Here is a 24,088-nt window from a genome sequence, read left to right as displayed (position 1 = left end):
TAGCGACGTACACGCGCGACTGCGAACGTTGCGGTCATGATCCTGGTCACGGGTGCCACGGGCACCACCGGAAGTGAAGTCGTCAAGCAACTCTTGGACATGGGCGAGAAGGTCCGTGCGATGAGCCGCAGGGATACCGCGATCCACGGCGTCGAGGTGGTCAAAGCCGACTTCGACGATCCGGAATCACTGGGCAGAGCGGTTGACGGGGTGACGGCAGTCTACTTGGTGACCGCACCGGCCAAGCCGATCGTCGACCACGACGTCGCGCTGGTCGAAGCCGCCAAGACCGCGGGCGTGCAACGGATCGTCAAGCTGAGCGCGATCAGCGGCGACGAGCCTGGGTCGTGGCATCTGCGCAGCGAACAGCCCACCCGGGACAGTGGTCTCGGCTGGACGATCCTGCGGCCTGGCACGTTCGCGTCGAACATGATGCGATACGCCCCGATGATCAAAGCCGGGATCCCGCTGCAGAACTGGACCAAGGGCGGAGCCGTCGGCGTCATCGACCCCAGAGACATCGCCGCGGTCGCCGTGCGAGCACTCACCACCGATGAACACAGTGGACGCGAGTACGTGTTGACCGGGCCGGAGCTGATGACGTTCACCCAACAGGTCGCCGTGCTCGAACTGGTGCTGGGTACCCGGATCGCGACCGAAGAGGGGTCCATCGACGCCGCCCGCGAGGCGATGCTCAACCACGGAATGCACCCGGACAGCGCCGATGAGGCCGTCGCCGGGATGACCCGGCTGGCCGAAGGGAAGTACGCGGTGCTGACCGAGCACGTGGCGCAGATCCTCGGCCGCGCCCCGATCGACTTCACCACCTGGGCCAACGACCACCGGGCCGCGTTTCGTTGATCTGTGTGCACATTCTGGGTGTGACTAGGCTGGACGCATGATCCGCACGGTCCGTGTCCCTGACGTCGACGATCTGGGCAAGGCGTGGAAGCAGGTGTCGGCGGTACTGCGGCCGACACCGGTGGACACCACCGGGAACATCTGGCTGAAGCTGGAGACCACGCAGCCGAGCGGTTCCTTCAAGGTCCGCGGCGCCATCGCCGCCATGCGGGACCTCGCCCCCGACGTCGAGGTAGTGACCGCGTCCGCGGGGAATCACGGGTTGGGAGTCGCAACGGCCACGGCGTTGCTGGGCGCGCGAGCCACGGTTGTGGTTCCTGGCAACGCTTCGCCCGCCAAGGTGTCGAAGTTGCAGGCGTTCGGCAGCGTCGAGCTGATCCAGGTCGGCACGACCTACGACGAGGCCGAACAGCACGCCCTGAGCCTGACGCACGGGGTTTACGTCTCGCCGTACAACGACCCAGCCGTGATCGCCGGCCAGGGCACCATCGGCTACGAACTCGACGCTCAGGTCGACGGACCGATGACGGTCGTGTGCGCTGTCGGAGGCGGCGGGTTGGCTTCCGGTCTGGGGTTGTGGGCGTCGCAGCGGTCTGACGTGCGGATCGTCGGAGTCGAGTCGGCCGAGTCGGTCGCGATGTCGGAAACCATCAAGGCAGGCCACGACGTGGAGATAACCGTCGGCGAGACCATCGCCGACGGCATCACCGGCAACCTCGAGCCCGGTTCGGTGACCGTGGGTCTGATCCGGGATCACGTTCACTCGCTGGTCAGGGTGACCGAAGCGGAACTGCGGCAGGCCATCCGCTATCTCGCGGGCAACCACGGCGTGATCGCGGAGGGCGCTGGCGCCGCGCCGCTCGCCGCCTTGCTGGCGGGAAAGGTCGATGTGGCAGGTCAGCCGGTCGCCGTGATCTCCGGACGCAACATCGCACTGCCGATCTTGGCGAACGTCCTCGCCTGACGGTTCACACGCTGGTGGGTTCTCGGGCTGTCCGGACTGGCGTGGGCATGGCCGGCGGTGACAGGTTTCGGTGGCGCGATTGTCATGTGGGGCACAGTTATCGCGAGCCTGCGGGACTCCTCACGCAGAGATCACCCGACAGGTCAGCGGTTCACCCCTATGAACGCTGCGTCACGGGCAGTCAACCGATAGTCTCTCCGGCCGAAGGGAGACTGCCCCAAGATGACCAATTCGTCCAGCTGCGATTCGTGCGGTTACCCGCACGGGCCATGGGCTACCGACCGCCTGACGATGTTGCTGGACAGGTGGGGATGGGACGCGCAGGCGCCACGTCTGCTCGCGGCGTCCTCATCGACCGCGTTGGTCGTCGTCGATCTCGACAACTTCAAGCGCGTCAACGACAAGTACGGCCACGTCGCCGGGGATGCGGTGCTCAAGGCGGTGGCCGACACGTTGAGGCACAGCACACGAAAGGGTGATCTTCTCGGGCGGTACGGCGGGCACGGCGGCGACGAGTTCCTGCTCCTCCTCCCCGAGACCACCCTTGGCGAGGCCGTGGTCGTGACCGAGCGGGTCAGGCAGGACGTGCGCTCGTTGATCGTGCACGCCCCCACCGAGGGCGGAACAGTCCGGATCGAGTCGATCACGGCCTCTTTCGGCGTCGCGATCGGGCATCCGGACAGTGACCTTGAGGCGTTGATCGTCGAAGCCGACGCAGCGCTTCGACGGGCGAAGAAGAACGGGCGAGACCGAGTCAAGGCGCCTGGACGACGGTCTCTGCGAGTGCCGCTGGCGATTGCCGGGGCGTGCGCGGCATGCCTTGCTGTGGTGGCAATGGTGGGCGACGCGCCGTCCGCAGGCCAGGTCACCGCCTCCGGTCCGGCACCGTCCCTGCCGACAGTCACGCTTCCTCCGGTGACCGTGCCGACGACCGTCACCATGACTGCGACTGTGCAGCCTCCGAAACCTGCGCCCCCGACGCACAAGCCGCGGAGCACGGCTCAGGCTCCTACTTCCACCCCAACGCAGGAGCCCTCCGCCCGGGCCGTCGAACGTCCGCCCACGACGACAACGACTCGGGCTTGTCCCTTGTGTGACATGGTCAACGAGGCCGTCCGCTTCCTCGACGCGCGCTAAGCACAGCTGTTCCGGTCAGCGCTACTTCGTCGCGTCACCGCCGTGAGAGCGCTACCATGGCCCTGCTCCACGTCGCGCACATGAGCGTGTCGCCGCCAGGTGGATGGGACGCCGTTGCGCGCTCGGCCCTGCCCTGATGGCGAGCGGTAGCGGCCGACGTTAGGAGATTCTGGTGATCTCACGGCGACTTCTTCGGCTGGGTGTGCTCGCCTCGCTCACCGGCGCACTCATCGTCACGCCGCAGGCGATCGCGGCACCGCCCGACCTTGGGCCGAACGTCATCATCTTCACGCCGGGCACCCCGCAGGCCACCATCCAGCAGCGCGTGAACCAGGTGTTCACGCAACAAGAGCGCAGCCAGTTCGGTTCGAACCGGTACGCGTTCCTGTTCGAGCCCGGTTCGTACAACGTCAACATCAATGTCGGCTACTACACCCAGGTCCTCGGTCTGGGCATGTCACCGGACAACACCAACATCAACGGCGCGGTGCATGTGGAGGCCGACTGGTTCGGCGGCAACGCCACGCACAACTTCTGGCGTGGCGCGGAAAACCTCGCGGTCGCACCCAGTGGTGGCACCGACCGGTGGGCCGTCTCGCAGGCCGCTCCCTATCGCCGGATGCATCTGAAGGGCAACCTCCAGCTCGATGACGGCGGGTGGTCCAGCGGCGGGTTCATCGCCGACAGCAAGATCGACGGACAGATCCGGTCCGGCTCGCAACAGCAGTGGTACACCCGCGACTCCCAGATCGGCAGCTGGTCCGGCGCGAACTGGAACATGGTGTTCACCGGTGTCGCCGGTGCTCCGGCGAACACGTTCCCCAGCCCGCCGCACACCACGGTGGCCAACACCCCGGTCATCCGGGAGAAGCCGTTCCTCTACGCCGATTCGAGCCGCAACTACCACGTCTTCGTCCCTGGCCTGCGCAACAACGCCCGTGGCACGACGTGGCAGAGCGGGGCTCCGGCAGGCACTTCGATTCCCGTCTCCCAGTTCTTCATCGTCAAGCCCGGTACCACCGCCGCGCAGATCAACGCGGCACTCGCCCAGGGCCAGCATCTGCTTGTCACGCCCGGCATCTACCGGCTCAACCAGACCATCCAGGTCACCCGGCCGAACACCGTCGTACTCGGGCTCGGGCTGGCGACCTTCATCCCGGAGAACGGCATCACCGCGCTGTCAGTGGCCGATGTGGACGGTGTGAAGATCGCCGGGATCCTGGTTGACGCGGGCGCAACCAACTCCAACACGCTCGTCCAAATCGGACCGAACGGGTCGAGCGCCAACCACGCCGCCAACCCGACTTCGTTGCACGACCTGTTCATCCGGGTCGGCGGTGCGGGTGTCGGCCGGGCCACCAACAGCCTGGTGATCAACAGCAACAACGTCATCTCCGACCACTCGTGGATCTGGCGTGGCGACCACGGTTCCGGTGTCGGCTGGAACACCAACACCGCGGATGTGGGCCTGATCGTGAACGGCAACGACGTGACCGCGTACGGCTTGTTCGTCGAGCACTACCAGAAGTACCAGACCATCTGGAACGGCAACCGCGGCCGGACGTACTTCTACCAGAACGAAATGCCGTACGACCCGCCCAACCAGGCAGCCTGGATGAACGGGTCGACACGGGGTTACGCGGCCTACAAGGTGGCCAACAACGTCACCGACCACGAGGCGTGGGGCCTGGGCAGCTACTGCAACTTCAATGTCAACCGCAGTGTTGTCGGTGAACGGGCCTTCGAGGTGCCCAACGTCCCCGGCGTCCGGTTCCACAGCATGGTGACCGTGTCTCTCGGTGGCGCGGGCACGATCAACCGGATCATCAACAACACCGGCGGACCGTCCAACCCCCAGCGGAACGTGGCCAACCTGGCCAATTACCCCTAGGCAGGACGGATGCCCAGCTTGTGCGTGAACACGTCACGCGGATCGTATTTCGCCTTGATCCGTTGCAGGCGTGGGTAGTTTCCCTTGTAGTACAAGGTGGACCACGGCACACCGGAGGTGTTCCACGCCGGATCGGCCAGGTCGATGTCCGGGTAGTTGATGTACGACCCGCCGTTGACCTCGTTCGGCACCGGAACACCTCCGGTCTGCGCGTACACGTCCTTGTAGAACTGGCGAATCCACTTGATGTGCGCGTCGTCCGCAGCCGGGTCCTCCCACGCCGCGATGTAGACGGTTTTGAGCAACGAGTCGCGGTCGGCCAAGGCGGTCGCCGCCGGGTCGACGGTGTTCACTTTGCCGCCGTAGGACACTAGCCACAGCATGGTGACAGCCAGCGAAGGATCCACATTGGACAAGTGCGCGTACAGGGTGTCGAGCTGGTGATCGTTGTAGCGCCTGCGCAAATAGGCTGCCTTGTTCTTCTGCCTGCCGATCTCTCCGACACCCTGCACCGAGCGCTGCACGGAAGTCAGCCACGGTGCCGGTTGGGGGGAGATGATCGGAGTGCCACCGACTCCGTCGCTGATGGCGTCGAGGTACCCGCGCAGAAAACGCTCGGCATTCGGCGCACCCGCGTCGATCTGGGCGGTCAGGAACAGGTCGCCGGCCAGCGGCGGGGGCGGCGGCTGGCCCTCCTTGTGCCCGTTGATCATGAAGACGCTGGCCAGCGTGTCCGGCGCGGTGTTGCGCTCATACCACTGCCCGTGGTTGGTCAGCAGGCGGCGGAAACTGTCCTTCGTCAGATCACGCCAGTTCCAGACCATGAAACCGCCGAGGATCGCACTCGGCGGTTTCGGCAGCAGCTTCGACGGATCGTTCCCGGTCGCGCCCGGCGAACGCATCCAGTACTTCGTCACCACCCCGAAGTTCCCGCCACCGCCACCGGCGTGCGCCCACCACAGGTCGTGGTTCGGATCGTCCGGCTCGCGTGTGGCCACGATCGCCCGCGCATGACCATGACGGTCCACCACAACGACTTCGACCGCGTACAGGTAGTCCACAACGGACCCGTCACGCCGGGACAGCGGACCGTAGCCGCCGCCGAGGATATGCCCGCCAGCGGCCACCGTCCCGCACTGACCGCCTGGAATCGTCACACCCCAACCGAAGTAGAGCGTCTGGAACACTTCGGACAGCAACGCACCCGGCTGGATCACGAACGCACGACGCTCCTGGTCGTAGTACACGTCGTTCATCTCGACCATGTCGATGATCACGCCAGGCTGCGGATCTCCCACGAAGTTCTCGTAGCAGTGGCCCCCGCTGCGGACGCTGACCCGCTTCCCCGCGCGGACGGCCTCGCCGACCACGCGGACGACCTGGTCGGTCGACCCGACCACGCGGAACGACTCGGGCCTCGGGGTGAACCGATCGTTCTGACCACGCAGGACGAGGTCCTCGAAGCGCGGGTCGGCCGGCGTGATCGTGACCGGTCCCAAAGCTGGCTGGCCTTCGGCCGACGCCACCGCGGGCATCGCCATGGCCGCGCCGATGGTGGCCGACGAGGCGAGGAAGGCACGTCGATTCACTGACATCTTCATTCCCCCTAGGCAGGACGGATTCCCAGCGCGTGGCTGAACACGTCACGCGGGTCGTACCTGGCCTTGATCCGTTGCAAGCGTGGATAATTCCCCTTGTAGTACAACGTGTACCACGGCACACCCGAGGTGTTCAGCTGCGGATCGGCCAGATCCGCGTCCGGGTAGTTGATGTACGACCCATCACTGACCTCGTTCGGCACCGGGACGCCGCCGGTCTGTTCGTACACCTTCTTGTAGAACCCGCGTACCCACTCGATGTGCGCGTTGTCCTGGGTGGCGTCCTGCCATGCCGAGATGTACAGCACCTTGAGCATCGAGTCTCGTTGGACTGACGCCGTTGCCGCCGGCGCGATCTCGTTCACCTTGCCGCCGTAGGACATCATCCACAGCATCCTGGTGACCAAGTCCGTTCTCTCCACGGACAGCGTGTCGTAGATGGCGTCGAGCTGGCTGTCGGGGAATCGCCGCCTCAGGTAGGCCGCTTTCTGCTTCTGCCTGCCGATCTCACCGATGCTGGCGACAGCTCCCTTCACCGCGGCGTGCCACGGCGACGGCTGCGTCCACACTTCCGAATGGCCGCCGACTCCGTCGGTCATGGCCGCGAAGAAGTCCCTCAGCTGCTTTTCCGCATCCGGCAGGTAGGCATCCGCTTGTGCGCTCAGGAACATGTCCCCTGGCATCGGGCCTGTGGCCGCGGATTTCCCGCCGATCATGAAGACGCTGTACACGTTGACGCCAGGCGCGTCCGGCGTGCTGTTGCGCTCGTGCCAGGCGGCGTGATTGGTCATCAGCCGTCGGAACTTCTCCCGGTCGAGATCCGCCCACCGCCAGACCGCATAGCCGCCGATGATCCCGCGCGGCGGTTTGGGCAGCAGCTTCGTGGGATCGTTGCCCTGCGCCCCCGGTGTACGCAGCCAATACCGTGTCACCACACCGAAATTGCCACCACCGCCGCCGGTGTGCGCCCACCACAGGTCATGGTTCGGGTCCTTGGGATCACGGGAACCGACCACCGCACGGGCGCGCCCGTCCCGGTCGACCACGACGACTTCCACGGCCTCCAGATAGTCCACAACGGACCCGAGCCTGCGCGACAGCGGCCCGTAGCCGCCGCCTTGGATCTGCCCGCCTGCGGCGACGGTGCCGCATTGCCCTGCGGGGATCGTCACGCCCCAGCCGTAGTACAGCCTCTCGTAGACCTCGGAGAGCAACGCACCTGGTTCGACCGCGAACGCGCGACGCCGGGCGTCGAAGTACACCTGGTCCATCTCGACCATGTCGATGATCACGCCAGGCGTCGGCTCGCCGACGAAGTTCTCGTAGCAATGCCCACCACTGCGAACGGTGATCCGCTTGCCGGTCCGGACGGCCTCGTTGACCACTCGGACCACCTGGTCGGTCGTCTTGACGATCCGGAACGACTCCGGCAGCGTGACGAACCGGTCGTTCTGTCCCCGCACCGCAAGGTCCGCGTAGCGGGGATCGTCCGGCCCGATCGCTGCTGGTCCGATCACGTTCTCGCCCGGCGCCGCGACCGCCTCGCCCGGTAGCGCCATCGCCGCACCGACCGTGGCCGTGGTCGCCAGAAAGCCTCGCCGGTCCATCAGCTACCCCCTCGCACATCCGCCATGAGCGGCACGCTAGCCAGACCGGCAGGACGCAAACCGGATTCTTGACACGTCAAGAACACATAGAATGGCGTGCGTGACCCGGCAGGTGGGGGTGCTCGGCCCACTCACGATCCATGTCGCCGGCCAGGAAGTCCACGTGGCCGCGACCAAACAGCGCTGCCTGCTCGGCTTGCTCGCGTTGCACGCCGGCCAGGTGGTCAGCAGGGACGAGATCATCGAGGTGCTGTGGCCAGGCAAAGTGCCGCACAGCTGCTCGGAGCTGGTCACCGGGTACGTGTCCCGGTTGCGGCGGGCGGGCCTGGAGATCGAGCTGGTCGGCACGGGATACCGGCTGGTCGCGGATACCGACCTGCACGCCTTCGACGCGCTGGCCGACCGCGATCTGCTCGCCGACGCGTTGGCGTGCTGGCGTGGACCGGTACTGGCCGACTTGCCCGACCAGGTCCGCGCCCATCCCCTCGCCGTGGCCGCCGCCCAGCGCCGCCTTGATGTCACGCTCAAGTTCGCCGACACGGCCATCCAGTCGGGACGGCATGCCGACGCGGTCACTCAGTTGCGTCAGCTCGACGAGCCGCTGCACGAAGGTTTGCACGCCAGGCTCGGGCTGGCCTTGGCCGGTAGCGGGCAACAGGCGGCGGCCTTGCAGCTGTTCACCGACATCCGGCGCAGGCTGGTCGACGAGCTGGGCGTCGAGCCGTCCCACGAGTTGCAGACGGCCCACCAGCAGGTGCTTCGCCAGGACATCAGCCGTCCGGCGACCAAACCCGCCCAGCTCACCGCCGACGTCCGCGGGTTCACCGGCCGCGCGGACTATCTGTCCGAACTGGACAGACTACGAACCGCTCCCGCGGTCGTCATCGCCGGCATGCCAGGCGTCGGCAAGACGGCGTTGGCCGTCCACTGGGGACATCGGGCGCGTGAGCATTTCCCTGACGGGCAGTTACAAGCTGACTTGCGTGGGCAGAACGTCCTTGGCCGGTTCTTGCGCGCACTTGGTGTGCCACCCGAGGGCGTTCCGGCCGACGCGGACGAAGCCGCGGCGTTGTACCGGACGTTGTTGAGCGGCAAGCGAATGCTCGTCCTGCTGGACAACGCCACCGACGTACAGCAGGTCCGCCCCTTTCTGCCAGGGACTTCCGGCAGCCTTGTGCTGGTCACCAGCCGCAACCGGCTGGACGGACTGGTCGTGAAGGACGGCGCGCGGCAGGTCATCCTGAACAGCCTTCCGGTCGCCGAATCGCACGAACTGCTTGGCGCGCTGGGCGTACCGGACGAAGGAATCGCCGAACTCGCGCAGCTGTGCGCACACCTCCCGCTCGCGTTGCGGATCACTGCCGCAGACCTCGCCGCGCATCCGCACCGCCCGCTGACCGAGCACATCTCGCTGCTGCGCAACGGAAACCGTCTGGCCGCATTGGAGGTTCACGGCGACGAGGAGTCCGCGGTGCGGGCCGCGTTCGCCACCTCGTACCAAACCCTCGACGACCAGGCCGCTGCGCTTTTCCGGCTACTGGCCTGGATTCCCGGGCCGGACTTCGCCGCGGGCGTGGCGTCGTACCTGCTGGAGTCCCCGGCCGAACGCTCGCTCGAGACGCTAGCCGCCGCGCACCTGATCCAGCCGACTTCCGGCGGCCGGTACACGTTCCACGACCTGCTTCGGCTGTACGGCCGCGAGCTCGGCCCGAGCCCGGTCGACCGGTTCCACGACTGGTGCCTGGGCAACCTCTGCTCGGCGACGGAGATGTTGTACGCGGCCGAATATCCCGCACACGTCGCCCATCCGGGCACACCGGTCGCGTTCACCGAGCCGCACGGCGCGTTGGCCTGGCTGGATGCCGAACGCCCCACCCTGGTCGCCACCATCTCGCAAGCACCTGACGCGTTGGCGTGGCAACTGGCCGCCTTGATGCGTGGGTACTTCTCCATCCATCCGCACGTGATCGACTGGGAGATCATCGTCACCAGGGCTCTGCGGGCGGCTCGTGCCGTCAACGACGTCCGAGGCGAGATCATCGGCCTGCACAGCCTGGCCGATCTGCGGATGCGGCAGTGCCGGTCGCGGGAAGCGTTGACGCACGCCGCCCGTGCTTTGGCAATGAGCCGGGACACCGGATGGGGCGTCGGAGAAACGACCGCGTTGACCCAACTCGCCTTCGGCCACGCCGCCGTCGGCGACCTCGATGAGGCCGTCAGGCATGCGAACCACCTGGTCGAGATGCACGAGGTCGGTCGCATGCTGGGACTGATGGCCATCGGCATGGTCTCCGGGTGGCGCGGCGACACACAGACAGCGACCGAGTCCTACACGGTCACACTCGCACTGGCCGAGAAATTCGGCGAGCCCAACTGTGCGGTGGCGTCCTTGGCCGCACTCGCCTACATCCACCGCGAGTCCGGTGACATCGACCAGGCCGGTGCCCTGCTCGCCGAGACCTCGCGCTTCACCGACGTCCCCTTGAAACGCCCGGTCCAGTCATTACTGCTGTGCGAGTACGCCGAGCTGCACAGCCATCTCGGCGAGCACGAAACCGCTTTGGAATACGCACATTCCGCCATCACCATCGCGGCAACGCTCGGCGACCCGAGCTTCGAAAGCGGCACGCTGGAAACCCTCGGCGCGGTCTGCCATCGCCGGGGAGATCACCGCGAGGCGATCAGGCACTACTTCCGTGCCCTTGATCTGGCCGTCCGCGGCGGCCAGCGGCACACCGAAGCCCGGATCCACCTCGGCCTTGCCGCCGCGTTGACAAGCCTGAACGACCACACCCAAGCCGCCGCGCACACCGCGCACGCCGAGGAGATCGCCCGCGAAGCCGGGTTCCACGGCCTTTACGCCAGAAGCTGATCTCGATGATCACCCGCAGTTCACCGGCCAGCTCGTGCGAATGCTTGGCCAGAACGGCGACCCCGGAGTCTGCGTTCACCGGCCGTTGCAGAAGCTTTGCAGCACAATGGCCGGATGAGAGTGGTGGTACTCGCCGACACGCACTCGCCCCGGCGCTGGAAGTCCTGCCCGCCCAGAGTGGCTTCGTACTTGCGGGACGCCGACGTGATCCTGCACGCGGGCGACGTGTGCACACCGGATGTCCTGGACGAGCTGGAGCGGTTCGCGCCGGTGCATGTCGTACTGGGCAACAATGACGGCCCGGACGTGGCCGCGTGGGGTGCTCCGGAGACGCTCGAGCTCGACCTGGCGGGTCTGCGGGTCGCGATGATCCACGACAGCGGCCAGGCCACCGGCCGCGCCGCACGGATGCGCCGCCGGTTCCCGGACGCGGACCTGGTGGTGTTCGGCCATTCGCACATCCCGATGGACCAGACCGGCGACGGCGTAAGGATTTTCAACCCCGGCTCGCCGACCGACCGCCGCCGTCAGCCCCACGGCACCATCGGGATCCTGACCATCGCGGACGGCGAACTCCTCGACGCCCAGATCATCCCGGTGACGGATTAGGCCGCAACCTCCGCTGCATACCGCGGGCCACTGGTTCCACGACGCGGGCGGCGACCGGGCCAAGCACGGCCATCAGCAGCACGTACGCCGTTGCCAGTGCGGCGAGCTGTTCGTCCACGGCGCCCGCGGTCACCGCCAGACCCGCGATGACGATCGAGAATTCGCCCCGGGCGACCAGCGCGGCGCCTGCCCGAGCCCGGCCCATCCGGCCGATTCCCTGCTGCTGTGCGGCGAACCAGCCCGTGGCGACCTTCGTCAACGCGGTGACAATGGCCAGCAGGACGGCGTAGCCGAGTACCGGCGGGATGCTCGTCGGGTTCGTGTTGAGCCCGAAGACCACGAAGAACATCGCGGCGAACAGGTCCCGCAACGGTTCCAGCAGCTTGGTCGCGTTCTCGGCGGTCGATCCGGAGATCGCGATGCCCAGCAGGAACGCGCCAACCGCGGCGGAAACCTGCAGCTGTGAGGCGATTCCGGCGACCAGCAGCGCCGCGCCGAGCACGCGCAGCAGGAACACTTCCGGCAATTGGCTGTCGACCAGCATCGACACGTACCGGCCGAATTTCAGGGCGACGATCAGCACCACAGTGATCACGATCAGCGAGATCCCGACCGCGGTCAGCCCGCCTGCCAGCGTCGCACCGGCCAGCAGTGCGGTGAGGATCGGCAGGTACACGGCCATCGCCAGGTCCTCGAACACCAGGATCGACAGCACCACCGGCGTTTCGCGGTTACCGAGCCTGCCGAGGTCGCCGAGGACTTTCGCGACGATCCCCGACGACGAGATGTACGTGACCCCCGCCATCGCGATCGCCCCGACCAGGCCCCAGCCCAGCCACAGCGCCACCAACGCGCCCGGCAGGGCGTTGAGCACGATGTCGAGCACACCCGCCAGCCAAGACCGGCGCATCCCGGTGACGAGTTCGTCCGCCGAATACTCCAGGCCCAGCAGCAACAACAGCAGGATCACGCCGATTTCGGCGGCCAGCGAGGCGAACTCCTCGATGCCGTGCAATGGGACGAGCCCGCCAGAGCCGAACGCGAGGCCGCCGATCAGGTACAGCGGGATCGGCGATATCCCGATTTTCCACGCGATGCGTCCGAGTAATCCCAGGCCGAAGAAAACCGCTCCCAGTTCGATCAGGGAGATGGCGGTGTCGTGCACTTGTCCCCTTGTGGTGGTTCAGATCAGCCGGACTCGAGAACGTCGGCGGCGTTGCTCAGCCCGTCGGGCGTGCCAACTGTCACGAGCATGTCGCCGCCGACGAGCCGGAAGTCCGGCCGGGGCGAGGGGTGGACGGTGCCGTTACGCACCACCGCGACGACGGACACCGCTGTCCTCGTACGCAACGCCGTGTCACCGAGGGTCTTGCCGTCGTAGGGCGACCCCGGCGCGAGCGGGAGCTGCCGGGTGTTGATCCCGGTGACTTCCCTGTGCTGGTCGCGCAGCTGTGAGACCAGCTGTGGCGCACCGAGCAATGTAGCCAGGGTCGCGCCCTCCTCGGTGGTCAGCGGGATCGACGCGACGCACGAGTCCGTGTCGTCCTGTTTGGAGACGATCATCTCCATCTTGCCGTCCCGGTAGGTGATCACCCCGATCCTCCGGCCGGCGCGTGAGACGAAGTCCTGGCGTGTGCCCAAACCCGGCAGGGGTGTCACCTCGACGTTCACAATTCCGACTTTAGCTCGCCAGCATGGTCAACACCGCACCGAACCCCTGCACCCGGCACTCACAGCGCTTCCGCCCTCCCCATCCCGCCGATGATCGAGTTAGGTTAGGCTAACCGACAAAAGCCTGGGAGGAGCGCGCAATGTCCGTGAAGAGCCAGCAGCGGCCGATGTTCGTGACCGTCACGGCCGTGCGGAAGCTGTCCGAGCACATGGCCCGGATCACGCTGGCCGGTGACGACGTCCCGAACTTCGCGTACACCGGACCCGATCACCTGGCCAGGGTGTTTTTCCCGGTCGCTGAGGACTTCCGGCTGCCGGTCACCGAGGACTGGTGGCCCGAGCTGCAGGCCATGCCCGCCGAACGCCGTCCGGTGATGCGCAACTACACGGTCCGCCGGATCGACCACGCGCGTGGCGAACTGGACATCGACTTCGTCCTGCACGGCGACACCGGTCCGGCTTCGAAATGGGCGTGCGCGGCCAGTCCCGGCGACCGGATCGGCGTGCTGTCCGACCGCTCGGAGTACGAGCCGCAGGACGCGGACTGGCAACTGCTGGTCGGCGACGAGACGGCGCTGCCCGCGATCGCCGGGATCCTGGAAAGCCTTGCGCCGCAGACGAACGCGACCGTGTTGCTGGAGGTCGCCGACTCGTTCACCCGGCTTGAGCTGGCGATTCCGGACGGTGTCGAGGTGTCGTGGCTCAACCGCGGCGCGCACCGCGGCGCCGAGGTGATCAACGTCCTGCGGTCGGTGACGTTGCCCGAGGGCAAGCCGTACGCATGGGTGGCCGGTGAGCAGAAGCTCGCCACATCGATCCGGCGCTACCTGGTCAACGAGCGTGGCATCGACAAGAAGCAGATCTACTTCTGCGGCTACTGGAGCGCCAACCGCCCCGCTTACGACTGAGTCGCGGGGCAGCCGGACCAGCATTACAGTCCGCGCTCATGGCACTGAGCATCCGTAACAAGCTCACCGGCACAGTGAGCGCGGTCCAGTCCGGCGAGGTCATAGCCACGGTCAAGACCCGCCTCACGGGCGGGCAGGAGATCACCGCGGCGATCACCCGTGAGGCCGTTGACGAGCTGGGTCTCACCAATGGCACGCAGGTGAACGCGCTGATCAAGTCAACTGAGGTGGCACTGTCCACCCAGCCCGTCCCTGGCATCAGCATCCGCAACCAGTTGCGTGGCGAGGTCACCAGCGTCACCACCGGCGCGGCGATGGCCACCGTCAAGATCTCGGTCGACGGCGGCGAGCTGACCGCCGCGATCACTCGCGACGCGGTGAACGAGCTCGGTCTGGCCGCCGGTGCCCAGGTCGTCGCCCTGATCAAGTCCACTGAGGTCTCGCTGACAACTGTTTAGAAACTGTGTGGCACACCCGTGGCACGCGGACGTCACGCCGTAGGGGTATGAGCTGGAACTTGCGGCTGGTCGGCGTGGTCAGGGTTTCCAACACAGCGGACGCATGGGAGACCCGTGCGGTCGGTAGCCGCAAAGCGCGAACTCTGCTCGCGCTGCTCGGCGCGCAATGCGACCGCACGGTACCGATGTCCTACGTGGTCGACGCATTGTGGGAAGGCGCGCCGCCGCGTGAACCCGAGGCGAACGTGGCAACGCTCGTCAGCCGGTTACGGGGGCGGTTCGGTCAGGACGCCATCGTCGGCGGCAGACGCGGCTACCAGTTGGGCGAGTCGGTCCATGTGGATCTGCACGAGGCGGCCACCCACGTCCTCAAAGCGGAACGCCTGTTGAAGGACGCCCAACCCGCGCATGGCCTGCTCATCGCGGAAAAGGCCATGCGGCTGCTCGACGACGGGCCGGTGCTGACCGATCATCGGACCGCTCCGTGGGCGGAGCAGGCCCGTGACGCACAGAAAGCCTTGCTGCGGCGGTCTCGGCACGTGGCCGCGGAGTGTTCATTGCGGACGAACGCGCCGCGCCTGGCGCAAGTTCTCGCCGAAACACTCGTCGCGACCGATCCCCTCGACGAGCCCGCGTACCGCATGCTGATGCGGGCCTGTGTCCTGGCCAATCAGCCAGCCCGGGCCGTCGCGGCGTATCAACGGCTGCGGATGACGCTGGTCTCCTCGGCCAACCGAGGGCCCGACCAAGCAAGCCGTGACCTGATCTGCCGGATCCTGCGGCCAGGGGTCAGGCATGCTACCGGCTGACGTCTGTCCTCTTCGGACAGAATCGACAGCAGAAGCTGCAATCGGATGCATACGGAATTGGCGCTAACCTGACCATGAGCGTCGTCGTCGACCGGGTTGAGCGCGAGGGGCCGCAGTGGAGCTACGGGAAGTGGAGACCTTCCTGGTCCTTGCCGACGAGTTGCACATCGGCCGGACCGCGGACCGCTTGCACATCACGCAGGGCCGCGTGAGCCAGCTGATCCGTGCCCTCGAACGCGAGATCGGCGGGCCGCTGTTCGAACGGTCCAGCCGGACCGTGCGGCTGACCCCGCTCGGCGAGAAGTTCCACGACGGCGCACGACGTGGATTCGGCGCGCTGGCTTCGGCTTTGACCGACTGCCAGGCAGTCGCGCACGACGTCCAGGTCGAACTGTCGGTCGGCTACATGCCGTCCATCGGCGCCAAAGCCGTCACCCGCATCGTGACCGCCTTCGAACACCGCCATCCTGGGTTCACAGTCAAACTCCGGGCGATGGTCAACTTCGACATCGGATCACACGGCCCGTTCCGGCCAGAGGACACCGACGTTCAACTGGTCTGGAGCCCAGGCGGCGACGGCAAAGCCGTCGAGGCACCCGGACTGACCGTGGGTCCGGTGCTGCATCAGGTGCGCCGGGGCGTGATCGTCCCGTCCGGGCACCCACTGGCCGAATTCACGTCGATCAGCGTCGAGCGGCTCGCCGGTCATCCGCTGCTGAGCCCGAGCAATTCCTGGCCGCGCGAGCTGCAGAACGCGTGGATACCGCCGGTCACGCCGTCCGGTGTCCCGCTCAACCGGCTGGCCGAGGACATCCCGTCAATGGCCGGCCGCTCAGTGCTGATCGTCGAAGACGCCCTGACTTCCGTCGCGCGTGGCCACGGACTGCATGTCACGGTCAGCACGGCACTCGATCGAATGGCTTTTCCCGGCCTCGCGGTGGTGCCGATCCACGACATGCCGCCGATGGTCGTCGTGCCGATCTGGCGCACTTCCGCCCGCAACACCGCGATCCGCTCCTTCATCGAGACCGCACGGGATGTTTCCTTCAACGTGGACGATTAATTCGCCACGTGAACTCAATGAACGCAACCTCTGCGGGCCGCGGCCGGTGTGTCTACCGTCACCCCAGCGCGACGGTGCGCAGCTCGCGGAGGACTCATGAAGACGGTTTCACTCATCGCCGCCTTACTGGTGGGACTGACGGCGGTTCCTGCCGCGGCTGCGGCTGCGGACCAGTTGCCGGCCGTGGCGTGCCCGGACACCATTCCCGCCGAAACCACGTGCTACGGCGGCAAAGACAGCAACGGGGCGTACTACTCGATCGCCGTCCCTCGCAATTGGAACGGCACTTTGGTGCTGCACGCCCATGGTGGCCCGGATCTGGGTGCGCCGACTCAGGAGCGCAGCGTCGACGACCTCAAGCGTTGGTCGGTCATGGTGAGCGAGGGCTACGCGTGGGCCGGTTCCTCGTACCGCCGCGGCGGTTACGGCACTCAAATGGCCATTCTGGACACTGAGAACCTCCGTGCTCAGTTCACCCGCAGCTTCGGCAAGCCGAAGACCACGCTGCTGCACGGGCAGTCCTGGGGCGGCAACATCGCCGCGAAGGCCGCCGAACAGTACAAATACGACGGTGTGCTGCTCACCAACGGTGTGCTGGCCGGTGCCACCCGCGGCTACAACTACCGCGTCGACCTGCGCGTGGTCTATCAGTACTACTGCGGCAACCACCCGCGGCCGACCGAGCCGCAGTATCCACTGTGGATGGGGCTGCGCAAGGACTCCACCATGACCAGCAGCGGCCTGCGGGCCAGGCTGCAGGAATGCACCGGGATCGAGTCGCAGCCGCAGGAACGCACCGCTCAGCAGGCGCAGAACCTCAAGGACATCCTCGCGGTGACCGGGGTTCCGGAGCGGACGCTGGCGTCGCACCTGAACTTCGCGACGTTCACCTTCCGCGACATCGTGCACAACCGGCTGGGCGGCCGTAACCCCTTCACCAACCTGGGCGTCTGGTACTCCGGCTCGCACGACGATGTGGCGCTGAACCTTGGCGTGGAACGGTTCCTGGCCGACCAGTCAGCCGTTCGTGATCTCTCGTACGACAGCGATCTGACCGGCGAGATCAAGGTGCCGGTGCTGACCATGCACGCGATCAACGATCCGACGGCGTTCGTCGAGCACGAGTCCGCATACAAGGCTTCAGTGACCAATGCCGGCAAGGCGCGCTACCTCGTACAAACTTTCACCCAGGAGAGCGAGCACAGCTCCCTGAGTAACTCTGAGTACGCCGCGGCCGTTTCGGCCCTGTCGACCTGGGTGCACACCGGCCGCAAGCCCACGCCCGCCTCCATTGCGGCGGCGTGCCCGGCGTTCGACGAGAAGTACCTCAAGGGCTGCTTCTTCGAGCCTGGCTTCCAGCCGAACAGCTACGAGTCGAGGGTGCGCCCGCGGATAGGCGCGTACGGCTGGCCCGCGTTGACCGAGTTCCAGGCGAAGATCTGGCAGCGGTTCTACCCGAACGTCGGCATCGCCCCGTAAGACCCCGTGGACGCCGGACCACCCCGACCGGCCCGGCGTCCGCGGTCTCCAGTCACAGCATCCGCGCCAGTACCGGCGTGGCTTCCTGGTGCGGGCTCAACGCTCGCAGCGCCTCGGTCAGCGACGAGCACGCGGACGTGACGAGTCCGGCGTCCAGTCTGCTGATGGCCAAGCGAACGTCCTCGCAGGCCTTGGCGACCATGGCGGTCTCGCCGATCGCCGCCGTGTAGGCCAGTGCCCCTCGAAGGTTGTCCAGAACAGTTCTCACGTCACCTGCCTGCGACAGGTCGTGGAGTGCGACTCCGACCTCGGTCCGCAGCCGCAGGCCGGGAGTGAGTGTGACGGTTGGCTTTGGCCGCTCGACCTTCGCGGTGGTCGGAGCCGCGTGCTGGCTGATGCTCAAGGCCGCTCTCCCCTGGTGGACGGCGGACCCCGTTGTCCGCCTTGATCAATCTTCCCGCACGAATCGCGGCCGAAACGATGATCCCCTGACCGTGATCACCGGCCGGTCGGCATCACGCTGCGTGACAGTCCATTGCGGCTGAACGGTGGAATAGATCTGCGACGAATTGGGTACGCAGTTAGCGGACTTGTCAGCGAGTCGAGGGTGTGTTGGCCACGATGCGCAAAAAGGCAGCGCTTCCACTACAGGACTGGGGCGCGACGCTGCCCAAGGTGGCGGCGAAGGTGGTAGCGGATGTGGACGTCACACAGCCGCACGTTTACCTGCGGTTTTCCGCCGACCCCGGCAAGCTCGGCACCGCACGGCGGGAGATCACCCGGTGGGCGGCCGAGCTGGACCTCGGAGCGAGCCTCACGCAGGACATCGTGCTCGCACTCGACGAGGCGACAACCAACTCGGTCGAGCACGCGTACCTGAACAGAGCTGGGCCGGTGACGTTGTTCGCAGGCTGTGACCAGTCGGGGCATTGCGCGTGGACCGTGGTGTCCGACTGCGGCCGGTGGCGCACACCGCGATCCGAGCCATCCGCCAGAGGCCGGGGGCTGCTGCTGATGGCCGCCCTCGCCGACGAGTTCGACGTGACCTCGACCGCGAGCGGCACGACGGTGGTACTCGGCTGGCCGATCGCGGAGTTGCGCCCGGTCGGTGGCGGCGGCGTGCAGACCATCAGCAGGGTTTCCTGAGCCGGTTCCGCCCGGGCACGCGGCGCGCCCGGGCGGTTCACCGTGACTGTCAGCCTTCTTCGCCGCCGCCTTCGTCCTCGCCGAAGCCGTCCATCATCTCGCCGATCATCATGCCGCCGACGACACCAGCCGCGGCGCCGGCGACCATGCCGCCCATCCCGCCGCCGCGGTGTCCACCGTGGCCGCCGTAGTGACCGCCGTGCCCACCGAACATGCTGGCGCGACGGCTGGCCACGCGCTCAAGCCACTCGTGGAACATCCGCGCCCAGTCCATTTCGAGCGCCTCGCGGTGGGACGCCTCGAAACGGCCGATCACATCCTGGCCACCGCCGAAGCCACCGCGCTTGTCGGCTTCCAGGACGACGACAAGGCCCTCGCGCGAGGCGACCAGGGTCAGCTCGACCTCGTTGATCCGCCCGGCGAACTGCTGCGGCGGGTAGAACTCGATCTCCTGGAAGAACGGCAGCTCCTGGCGGATGCCGTAGATCCGGCCCGCCTCAAGATCGGCCGACTTGAAGTGGAAACCCAGCTGCCCGAAGGCTTCCAGCACAGCGTCCTGCGATTCGAGCGGCACGACGTACACCGGGTCGAGGTCGCCCTTGTCCACCGCCTTCGCGATGGACAGCTCGGTGCGCAACCCGAGATCCATTCGCGGCAGGCGCTGCCCGCCGACCTCGGTGATCGGCGTCTCGAACGGCACAGGGATGCCGAAGGGGATGGTGCGTTCCTGCTTGGCCGCGAGTTTGGTGGGGCCGGCGACGACGACACGGTGGAACTCCACCATGCCCTGCCCGTGGTCCCCGCGCTCGACCCGGGTGACCAGTGACAACGCGATGTGCTCGATCTCGGCCTCGCTTTCCCCGCCGAGGATCCGCACCTCGCCGGTCAGCGTCCCGCCAGGCATGACCCTGGGGTCGGCCAGCACAGTGTCGACGGACGGCCCGCCGACGCCGAGCTTCTGCAACATCTTCTTGAACACCATCCGGAGGTCTTCTCCTTCGCTTCACGGCAGGGGCGGACATAATGCCAACGCAACTCTAGGGGTCCGAAGTTCCGGACAAATCGCCCACCTGGTCGACACGTGCAAAATCCCCGCACCGGCACCAGTGGCAGATACCGCGGAGTGGTCCCGAAATGTGGACAGTGGAATAGCGGCCTGGGGTGTTCGTTGCACCTGTCATGTCGAATTTCGTTGCCGAGTGGCAGGACTGGCACACCCGCCGCGAGCAGGCTCTCGCTGATCCGTACGGCTGGCTGGCGTTGGTTTCGCTCGACTGGCTCGACGAAACGCCCCGCACCTACGGCAACCTGCCTGGGGTCTGGTGGCAGGACCAGAACGCGGCCTACGTCGACCCGCAGGGCGCGGACCTGGTGTACGAGGGCAAGCCGGTGACCGGCGTCCAGCGGTTCGAGCTGGTCAACAGCGGGCCGGGAACCCGGGTCATCGCCGGTGACGTCGAGATCGAGGTCGCCAGGCGGTCCGGGTACCTGATCCGCGCGCACGACCCGAAAGCCAAGGCGCTACAGGACTTCCGCGGTGTACCGAGCTACGAACCGTCGCCTGAATGGGTGTTGCAGGGCCGGTACGAGCCGTTCGACGAACCGCGTCCGACGACGGTCGGCGCAGTTGTCGAAGGCCTCAGCCACGTCTACACCGCACCCGGGAATCGTGCGTTTCGAGTACGACGGCAAGGAGCACACGCTGACCGCGTTCAACGGCAGGACAGGTGGACTCACCATTCTGTTCACCGATGCGACAAGTGGTGTCACCACTTACGCGGCCAACCGGGAAGTGTCCATTCCGGACATCGCCGAGGACGGCACCGTCGTCCTCGACTTCACGCGTGCGTTGAACCTGCCGTGTGCGTTCACTGAGTTCGCCACGTGCCCGTTGCCGCCCGCTGGCAACGATCTGCCGTTCGCGGTGGAGGCCGGGGAGAAGATTCCTTACTGAGACCGGATGTTCCAGGTCGCGATCTCGGTCCGGGTGGTGTACCCGAGCTTGCTCAGGATGCTGCGCACGTGGGATTCCACGGTCCGCTCGGACAGCACCAGCCGTTCGGCGATCTGCTTGTTCGACAGCGCTTGCCCGATGAGTTCGGCTACTTCCGACTCGCGGCGGGACAACGGGCTCGCGCTGCCCGCCTCGCGAAGCAGCGCATCGGCGGTGGCGAGTGGTCGGGGCATGTCGAGGCGACGGAACTCGGCTGCCGCCTCGGCCGCCAGCCTGCGGACCTCGGGCACGTCGGTGTGCTCGCCTCGCCGAAGCAACGCCTGCGCCAGGCCGAGTTTGCTCAAGGCAAGGAACGGACGCGCGCCTATTCGGCTGTTCATCTCGATGCCCAACCGGAACTGGTCGATCGCCTCCGTCACCCGGCCGGTGGCCAATGCGAGCTCGCCCACCAATCGCGGTGACGCACCGGCGCAGAACACCGCGCCCCCGCCGTCGGTCATGTAGTCCGGTTCGAGGGTGCTGAACACGCGGTACACCGCGTCCGCGGTCTCGGTGTCGTCGAGCATGATCGCGGCGCCCCCGATCATCTGCAACGCCGCCGACCATTGGGGCGCGATCTGCAGTTTCGCGGGCAGGTGCCGGAACTCCTCGAACGTCGCCCGTGCCGACGCGAGGTCACCGATCAGCGCGTACGTCATCGGGATGCAGATGCGGGCCAGCAGGACTTCGCGGACCTCGGCGAGTATCCGCAGCATCAGTTGGGCCTCGTCCTTGTCCAGCACCCCGCGCAGGATCGCGATCTGGTGCCGGTAGGCGTAGTACAGGCCGCCTTCGGCATGGATGTCGATCCGCGTTGCGATCTTCCTCGTCGCCTCGTTGAGCTGCAGTCCGCGTTCGATGTCCCCGATCAGCGCGGCGTGGGTGGCGCGCAGCCGTGTGGCGTGCCACCACGCGAGGGCGTGCTGCCGGGTGGCCGCGAACCGTTCGATCTGGCGGATCTCCCGTTCCACCCCGTCCAGGTCACCACTCTGGAAGGCGGCGTCGACCAGCCACACGTGTCCCCACAACGCGGCAAGCGGCTGCTCGGGCGTCTCGCCGAGGTCGCACGCACGGCGCGCTATTTCCCGCCGCTCAGCCAGGAACTGCGGTGCGGACAACGTGAAATGCCTGGCGTGCAGGCCGTCCATCAACGCGTCCGGGTCGCCGCTGGCTTCGGCGAGCGCCAGCGCCTGCGCGGACAGTTCCCGTGACAAGGCAGGCGAGTTGCCCGGTCCGACCATCGCGATCGCACGCTGGGCGAGCAGCCGGGCCCTGATCGCGCCGGGTTGTTCCCGCCGCAACGCCTCCGCACACATTCTGTCCACTGTGGAAATCGTGGTCAGGTCACCGAGACCGGTGTTCACCAGTGCCGCTTCGGCGACCAGGTCCGGATCAAGCCTTGCCGCCTGCTCGCAGTGCGCGAGGCTCGCGTTGATGTTCCCGGCGAGGTACTCCGCCTTGGCCAGTTCCAGCGTCAGTCGCGCGTCCGGGAACTGCAGGGCCAGCCTGGCGAACTCGACTGCTTCGTCGTACGCCAGCTCCTCGATCGCCGATGCGGCGGCTTTCCGGGCCCAGTGCACGGTTTTCTCCACGTTGCCGGCAAGCCGCCAGTGGTTGGCGACCGGGCCGGGCGGTCCGGTCTCGGCCAGCGCCTCGGCCGCCCGTTGGTGCAAGGCCATCCGCTGCGACGGGGGTAGCTGCTCGTACAGCGCGTCCCGCACCAGTGCGTGCACGAACGAAATGGACGGACGCGCACGGAGGATCCCTGCACGCACGGCCGCGTCAAGCAATTCCCCCACGCACTCCTCGCGTACTCCGGAAACCTTTGTCAGCAGCGGGAGATCGATCTCCTCCCCCAGCACGCTGGCCGCGCCGAGCAGCTCCTTCGCCTCTTCGGGCACGCGGGCGAGCACCAGCCTGCGTAGCTCGGGGTGCCCGCTGAGGTCAGGTCCACAGTCGACGAGCATGCGCACGTACAGCGGGTTGCCGTTGGTCTTGGCCTCCAGCTGCTCGGCGATGTCCACGTCCATCGCCGCGAGCCGCAGCCAGTGCGCGATGTCCTGGGTGGACAGCCCGGCCAGCCGGATGGACTTGGTCATGGTGGCGCGCAGCAAATCCGGCAGGTACTCGGCCAATGGTGTGCCATCGGCGTCACGGAAGGTGCCGAGCACAAGCAACTTCGTCCCGGCCAACTCGCTGGCGAGGTGCGTGAGCAGGCGCAATGACGTCCGGTCTGCCCAGTGCAGGTCTTCGAGGACGACGACCAACCCCGCCTTGGCGGCATCGGCCAAGGCGTCGGTCACGTCGGTGAACATCGCGAACCTGGCCGACGCCGATCCCAGCGCCGCGTCCGCTGCCAAAGCTCCGGCCAAAGAGGGCACGTCGCGGGCGAGTCTCCGCCACGGCCAGAGCGGTGGCATCCCGGGATCGTCCACTGCGTACCCACGGGCGACGGGTACGTCGTACTCGGCCGCCATCTCGGCGACAGCCGTGGCCAGTCGTGTCTTGCCGATCCCGGCATCGCCGCTGACCAGCACCAACCTGCCCGACCCTGCGGACGCGGCCAGCAAAGCGGCTCGTAGCTGGGCGAGCTCGTCCGCGCGTCCCACGATCGGCAGATCCACGCCCTCAGTATCGCCCCCGGACCGAAGTTCAGTACCAGTCCTCGGTACTGACACTGATCCGGTCAGTGCCGCGCCGCCAGAGACTTCGTGGCATGCACGCACAAATCACTTACTTCGACGGCCCCCGCAGTCCGGAAGAGATCGCCGCGGCCGAGTACGCCGGAACCCACCGCATCGCGCCCCTGGTCGCGACCTTCGGCAACGTCCAGACCTACGTCCTGCAGCGCGACGACGGATCGTGGTTCACGGTCACCTTCGCCGACAGCGAGCAGACCCTGCGCGACATCCAGAAAGCCATCATGAGCACCGAACTGCTGCCCGGAGAGGACCCTGCGCTGCTGCGCGGACCCGACCGGGTCGAGCTGTTCCCCGTGGTCGCGATGCACGACTAAGGAGCA

The 24,088-nt window shown here is 66.9% G+C and carries 20 protein-coding genes and 1 pseudogene; 14 read left to right on the top strand and 7 right to left on the bottom strand.

Annotated elements, in window-relative coordinates:
- The first annotated feature begins 36 nt into the window (after nucleotides 1-36).
- The 4 genes from B9C43_RS03450 (at nucleotide 37) to B9C43_RS03435 (ending at nucleotide 4,853) form a co-directional block, all read left to right on the top strand.
- Complete coding sequence (locus B9C43_RS03450) at nucleotides 37-861, top strand: NAD(P)H-binding protein (RefSeq protein ID WP_084424535.1); 825 nt, start codon at nucleotides 37-39, stop codon at nucleotides 859-861.
- 37 nt (nucleotides 862-898) lie between these two features.
- Nucleotides 899-1,825, top strand: coding sequence for a threonine ammonia-lyase (locus B9C43_RS03445; protein ID WP_033392336.1), 927 nt, complete (start codon nucleotides 899-901; stop codon nucleotides 1,823-1,825).
- 222 nt (nucleotides 1,826-2,047) lie between these two features.
- The gene (locus B9C43_RS03440; protein WP_051897515.1) at nucleotides 2,048-2,962 is read left to right on the top strand and encodes a GGDEF domain-containing protein; all 915 of its coding nucleotides are present in this window, start codon (nucleotides 2,048-2,050) and stop codon (nucleotides 2,960-2,962) included.
- A gap of 172 nt (nucleotides 2,963-3,134) precedes the next feature.
- The gene (locus B9C43_RS03435; RefSeq protein WP_235038411.1) at nucleotides 3,135-4,853 is read left to right on the top strand and encodes a coagulation factor 5/8 type domain-containing protein; all 1,719 of its coding nucleotides are present in this window, start codon (nucleotides 3,135-3,137) and stop codon (nucleotides 4,851-4,853) included.
- Here B9C43_RS03435 and B9C43_RS03430 read toward each other — a convergent pair.
- On the bottom strand, nucleotides 4,850-6,448 hold the full coding sequence (locus B9C43_RS03430) for an FAD-binding oxidoreductase (RefSeq protein WP_084424534.1): 1,599 nt from the start codon (nucleotides 6,446-6,448) through the stop codon (nucleotides 4,850-4,852). The two genes, B9C43_RS03435 and B9C43_RS03430, sit on opposite strands and share 4 nt — an antisense overlap.
- Nucleotides 6,449-6,459: 11 nt before the next feature.
- Complete coding sequence (locus B9C43_RS03425; protein WP_084424533.1) at nucleotides 6,460-8,058, bottom strand: FAD-binding oxidoreductase; 1,599 nt, start codon at nucleotides 8,056-8,058, stop codon at nucleotides 6,460-6,462.
- Between the two features lie 100 nt (nucleotides 8,059-8,158).
- Between B9C43_RS03425 and B9C43_RS03420 the strand changes: the two genes are divergently transcribed.
- Together B9C43_RS03420 and B9C43_RS03415 are read left to right on the top strand one after the other, a co-directional pair.
- Nucleotides 8,159-10,930, top strand: a complete 2,772-nt coding sequence (locus B9C43_RS03420) for an AfsR/SARP family transcriptional regulator (protein ID WP_160096289.1) — start codon at nucleotides 8,159-8,161, stop codon at nucleotides 10,928-10,930.
- A 114-nt stretch (nucleotides 10,931-11,044) separates the two neighbouring features.
- Nucleotides 11,045-11,539 (top strand): metallophosphoesterase family protein, encoded by a 495-nt coding sequence (locus tag B9C43_RS03415; RefSeq protein WP_084424531.1) that lies wholly within the window; start codon nucleotides 11,045-11,047, stop codon nucleotides 11,537-11,539.
- On the opposite strand, the gene B9C43_RS03410 is transcribed toward B9C43_RS03415, so the two are convergent.
- Complete coding sequence (locus tag B9C43_RS03410; protein ID WP_084424530.1) at nucleotides 11,520-12,704, bottom strand: cation:proton antiporter; 1,185 nt, start codon at nucleotides 12,702-12,704, stop codon at nucleotides 11,520-11,522. The genes B9C43_RS03415 and B9C43_RS03410 overlap by 20 nt on opposite strands.
- A gap of 23 nt (nucleotides 12,705-12,727) precedes the next feature.
- Nucleotides 12,728-13,210, bottom strand: a complete 483-nt coding sequence (locus B9C43_RS03405) for a cation:proton antiporter regulatory subunit (RefSeq protein ID WP_033392346.1) — start codon at nucleotides 13,208-13,210, stop codon at nucleotides 12,728-12,730.
- Between the two features lie 140 nt (nucleotides 13,211-13,350).
- On the opposite strand from B9C43_RS03405, the gene B9C43_RS03400 reads away from it, so the two are divergent.
- From B9C43_RS03400 to B9C43_RS03380, 5 genes are all read left to right on the top strand, one after another.
- Complete coding sequence (locus B9C43_RS03400; RefSeq protein ID WP_084424529.1) at nucleotides 13,351-14,118, top strand: siderophore-interacting protein; 768 nt, start codon at nucleotides 13,351-13,353, stop codon at nucleotides 14,116-14,118.
- 38 nt (nucleotides 14,119-14,156) lie between these two features.
- A complete protein-coding gene (locus tag B9C43_RS03395; RefSeq protein WP_084424528.1) occupies nucleotides 14,157-14,576 on the top strand; it encodes a TOBE domain-containing protein in 420 nt (139 codons plus the stop codon).
- 47 nt (nucleotides 14,577-14,623) lie between these two features.
- Nucleotides 14,624-15,385: an AfsR/SARP family transcriptional regulator gene (locus B9C43_RS03390; RefSeq protein ID WP_084424527.1), complete on the top strand. Its 762-nt coding sequence runs from the start codon at nucleotides 14,624-14,626 to the stop codon at nucleotides 15,383-15,385.
- Nucleotides 15,386-15,500: 115 nt separating this feature from the next.
- Complete coding sequence (locus B9C43_RS03385; RefSeq protein WP_084424526.1) at nucleotides 15,501-16,448, top strand: LysR family transcriptional regulator; 948 nt, start codon at nucleotides 15,501-15,503, stop codon at nucleotides 16,446-16,448.
- Nucleotides 16,449-16,544: 96 nt separating this feature from the next.
- Nucleotides 16,545-17,927: a hypothetical protein gene (locus B9C43_RS03380; protein WP_084424525.1), complete on the top strand. Its 1,383-nt coding sequence runs from the start codon at nucleotides 16,545-16,547 to the stop codon at nucleotides 17,925-17,927.
- A gap of 52 nt (nucleotides 17,928-17,979) precedes the next feature.
- On the opposite strand, the gene B9C43_RS03375 is transcribed toward B9C43_RS03380, so the two are convergent.
- A complete protein-coding gene (locus B9C43_RS03375) occupies nucleotides 17,980-18,330 on the bottom strand; it encodes a hypothetical protein (protein WP_084424524.1) in 351 nt (116 codons plus the stop codon).
- Between the two features lie 218 nt (nucleotides 18,331-18,548).
- Between B9C43_RS03375 and B9C43_RS03370 the strand changes: the two genes are divergently transcribed.
- Nucleotides 18,549-19,073: an ATP-binding protein gene (locus B9C43_RS03370; RefSeq protein WP_143446082.1), complete on the top strand. Its 525-nt coding sequence runs from the start codon at nucleotides 18,549-18,551 to the stop codon at nucleotides 19,071-19,073.
- Between the two features lie 49 nt (nucleotides 19,074-19,122).
- On the opposite strand, the gene B9C43_RS03365 is transcribed toward B9C43_RS03370, so the two are convergent.
- Nucleotides 19,123-20,055, bottom strand: coding sequence for a sporulation protein (locus tag B9C43_RS03365; protein WP_084424522.1), 933 nt, complete (start codon nucleotides 20,053-20,055; stop codon nucleotides 19,123-19,125).
- 389 nt (nucleotides 20,056-20,444) lie between these two features.
- On the opposite strand from B9C43_RS03365, the pseudogene B9C43_RS03360 reads away from it, so the two are divergent.
- Nucleotides 20,445-21,027: pseudogene (locus tag B9C43_RS03360) on the top strand (DUF1684 domain-containing protein).
- Here B9C43_RS03360 and B9C43_RS03355 read toward each other — a convergent pair.
- Nucleotides 21,021-23,690, bottom strand: coding sequence for an ATP-binding protein (locus B9C43_RS03355; RefSeq protein ID WP_160096287.1), 2,670 nt, complete (start codon nucleotides 23,688-23,690; stop codon nucleotides 21,021-21,023). The pseudogene B9C43_RS03360 and the gene B9C43_RS03355 overlap by 7 nt on opposite strands.
- A 92-nt stretch (nucleotides 23,691-23,782) precedes the next feature.
- Here B9C43_RS03355 and B9C43_RS03350 point away from each other — a divergent pair, with 92 nt between their 5' ends.
- Nucleotides 23,783-24,082, top strand: a complete 300-nt coding sequence (locus tag B9C43_RS03350; protein WP_033392361.1) for a hypothetical protein — start codon at nucleotides 23,783-23,785, stop codon at nucleotides 24,080-24,082.
- Nucleotides 24,083-24,088 lie beyond the last annotated feature (6 nt).

This window comes from Kibdelosporangium aridum (assembly GCF_900176515.1).
GTDB lineage: Bacteria > Actinomycetota > Actinomycetes > Mycobacteriales > Pseudonocardiaceae > Kibdelosporangium > Kibdelosporangium aridum.
This window is presented reverse-complemented; position numbering and strand designations above follow the sequence as displayed.

Excerpts from the sequence above, each read along its gene's own strand:
- B9C43_RS03450 (WP_084424535.1), top strand. The coding sequence starts at position 37 with ATGATCCTGGTCACGGGTGCCACGGGCACCACCGGAAGTGAAGTCGTC.
- B9C43_RS03445 (WP_033392336.1), top strand. The coding sequence starts at position 899 with ATGATCCGCACGGTCCGTGTCCCTGACGTCGACGATCTGGGCAAGGCG.
- B9C43_RS03440 (WP_051897515.1), top strand. The coding sequence starts at position 2,048 with ATGACCAATTCGTCCAGCTGCGATTCGTGCGGTTACCCGCACGGGCCA.
- B9C43_RS03430 (WP_084424534.1), bottom strand. The coding sequence starts at position 6,448 with ATGTCAGTGAATCGACGTGCCTTCCTCGCCTCGTCGGCCACCATCGGC.
- B9C43_RS03425 (WP_084424533.1), bottom strand. The coding sequence starts at position 8,058 with ATGGACCGGCGAGGCTTTCTGGCGACCACGGCCACGGTCGGTGCGGCG.
- B9C43_RS03415 (WP_084424531.1), top strand. The coding sequence starts at position 11,045 with ATGAGAGTGGTGGTACTCGCCGACACGCACTCGCCCCGGCGCTGGAAG.
- B9C43_RS03400 (WP_084424529.1), top strand. The coding sequence starts at position 13,351 with ATGTCCGTGAAGAGCCAGCAGCGGCCGATGTTCGTGACCGTCACGGCC.
- B9C43_RS03395 (WP_084424528.1), top strand. The coding sequence starts at position 14,157 with ATGGCACTGAGCATCCGTAACAAGCTCACCGGCACAGTGAGCGCGGTC.
- B9C43_RS03390 (WP_084424527.1), top strand. The coding sequence starts at position 14,624 with ATGAGCTGGAACTTGCGGCTGGTCGGCGTGGTCAGGGTTTCCAACACA.
- B9C43_RS03380 (WP_084424525.1), top strand. The coding sequence starts at position 16,545 with ATGAAGACGGTTTCACTCATCGCCGCCTTACTGGTGGGACTGACGGCG.
- B9C43_RS03370 (WP_143446082.1), top strand. The coding sequence starts at position 18,549 with ATGCGCAAAAAGGCAGCGCTTCCACTACAGGACTGGGGCGCGACGCTG.
- B9C43_RS03365 (WP_084424522.1), bottom strand. The coding sequence starts at position 20,055 with ATGGTGTTCAAGAAGATGTTGCAGAAGCTCGGCGTCGGCGGGCCGTCC.
- B9C43_RS03350 (WP_033392361.1), top strand. The coding sequence starts at position 23,783 with ATGCACGCACAAATCACTTACTTCGACGGCCCCCGCAGTCCGGAAGAG.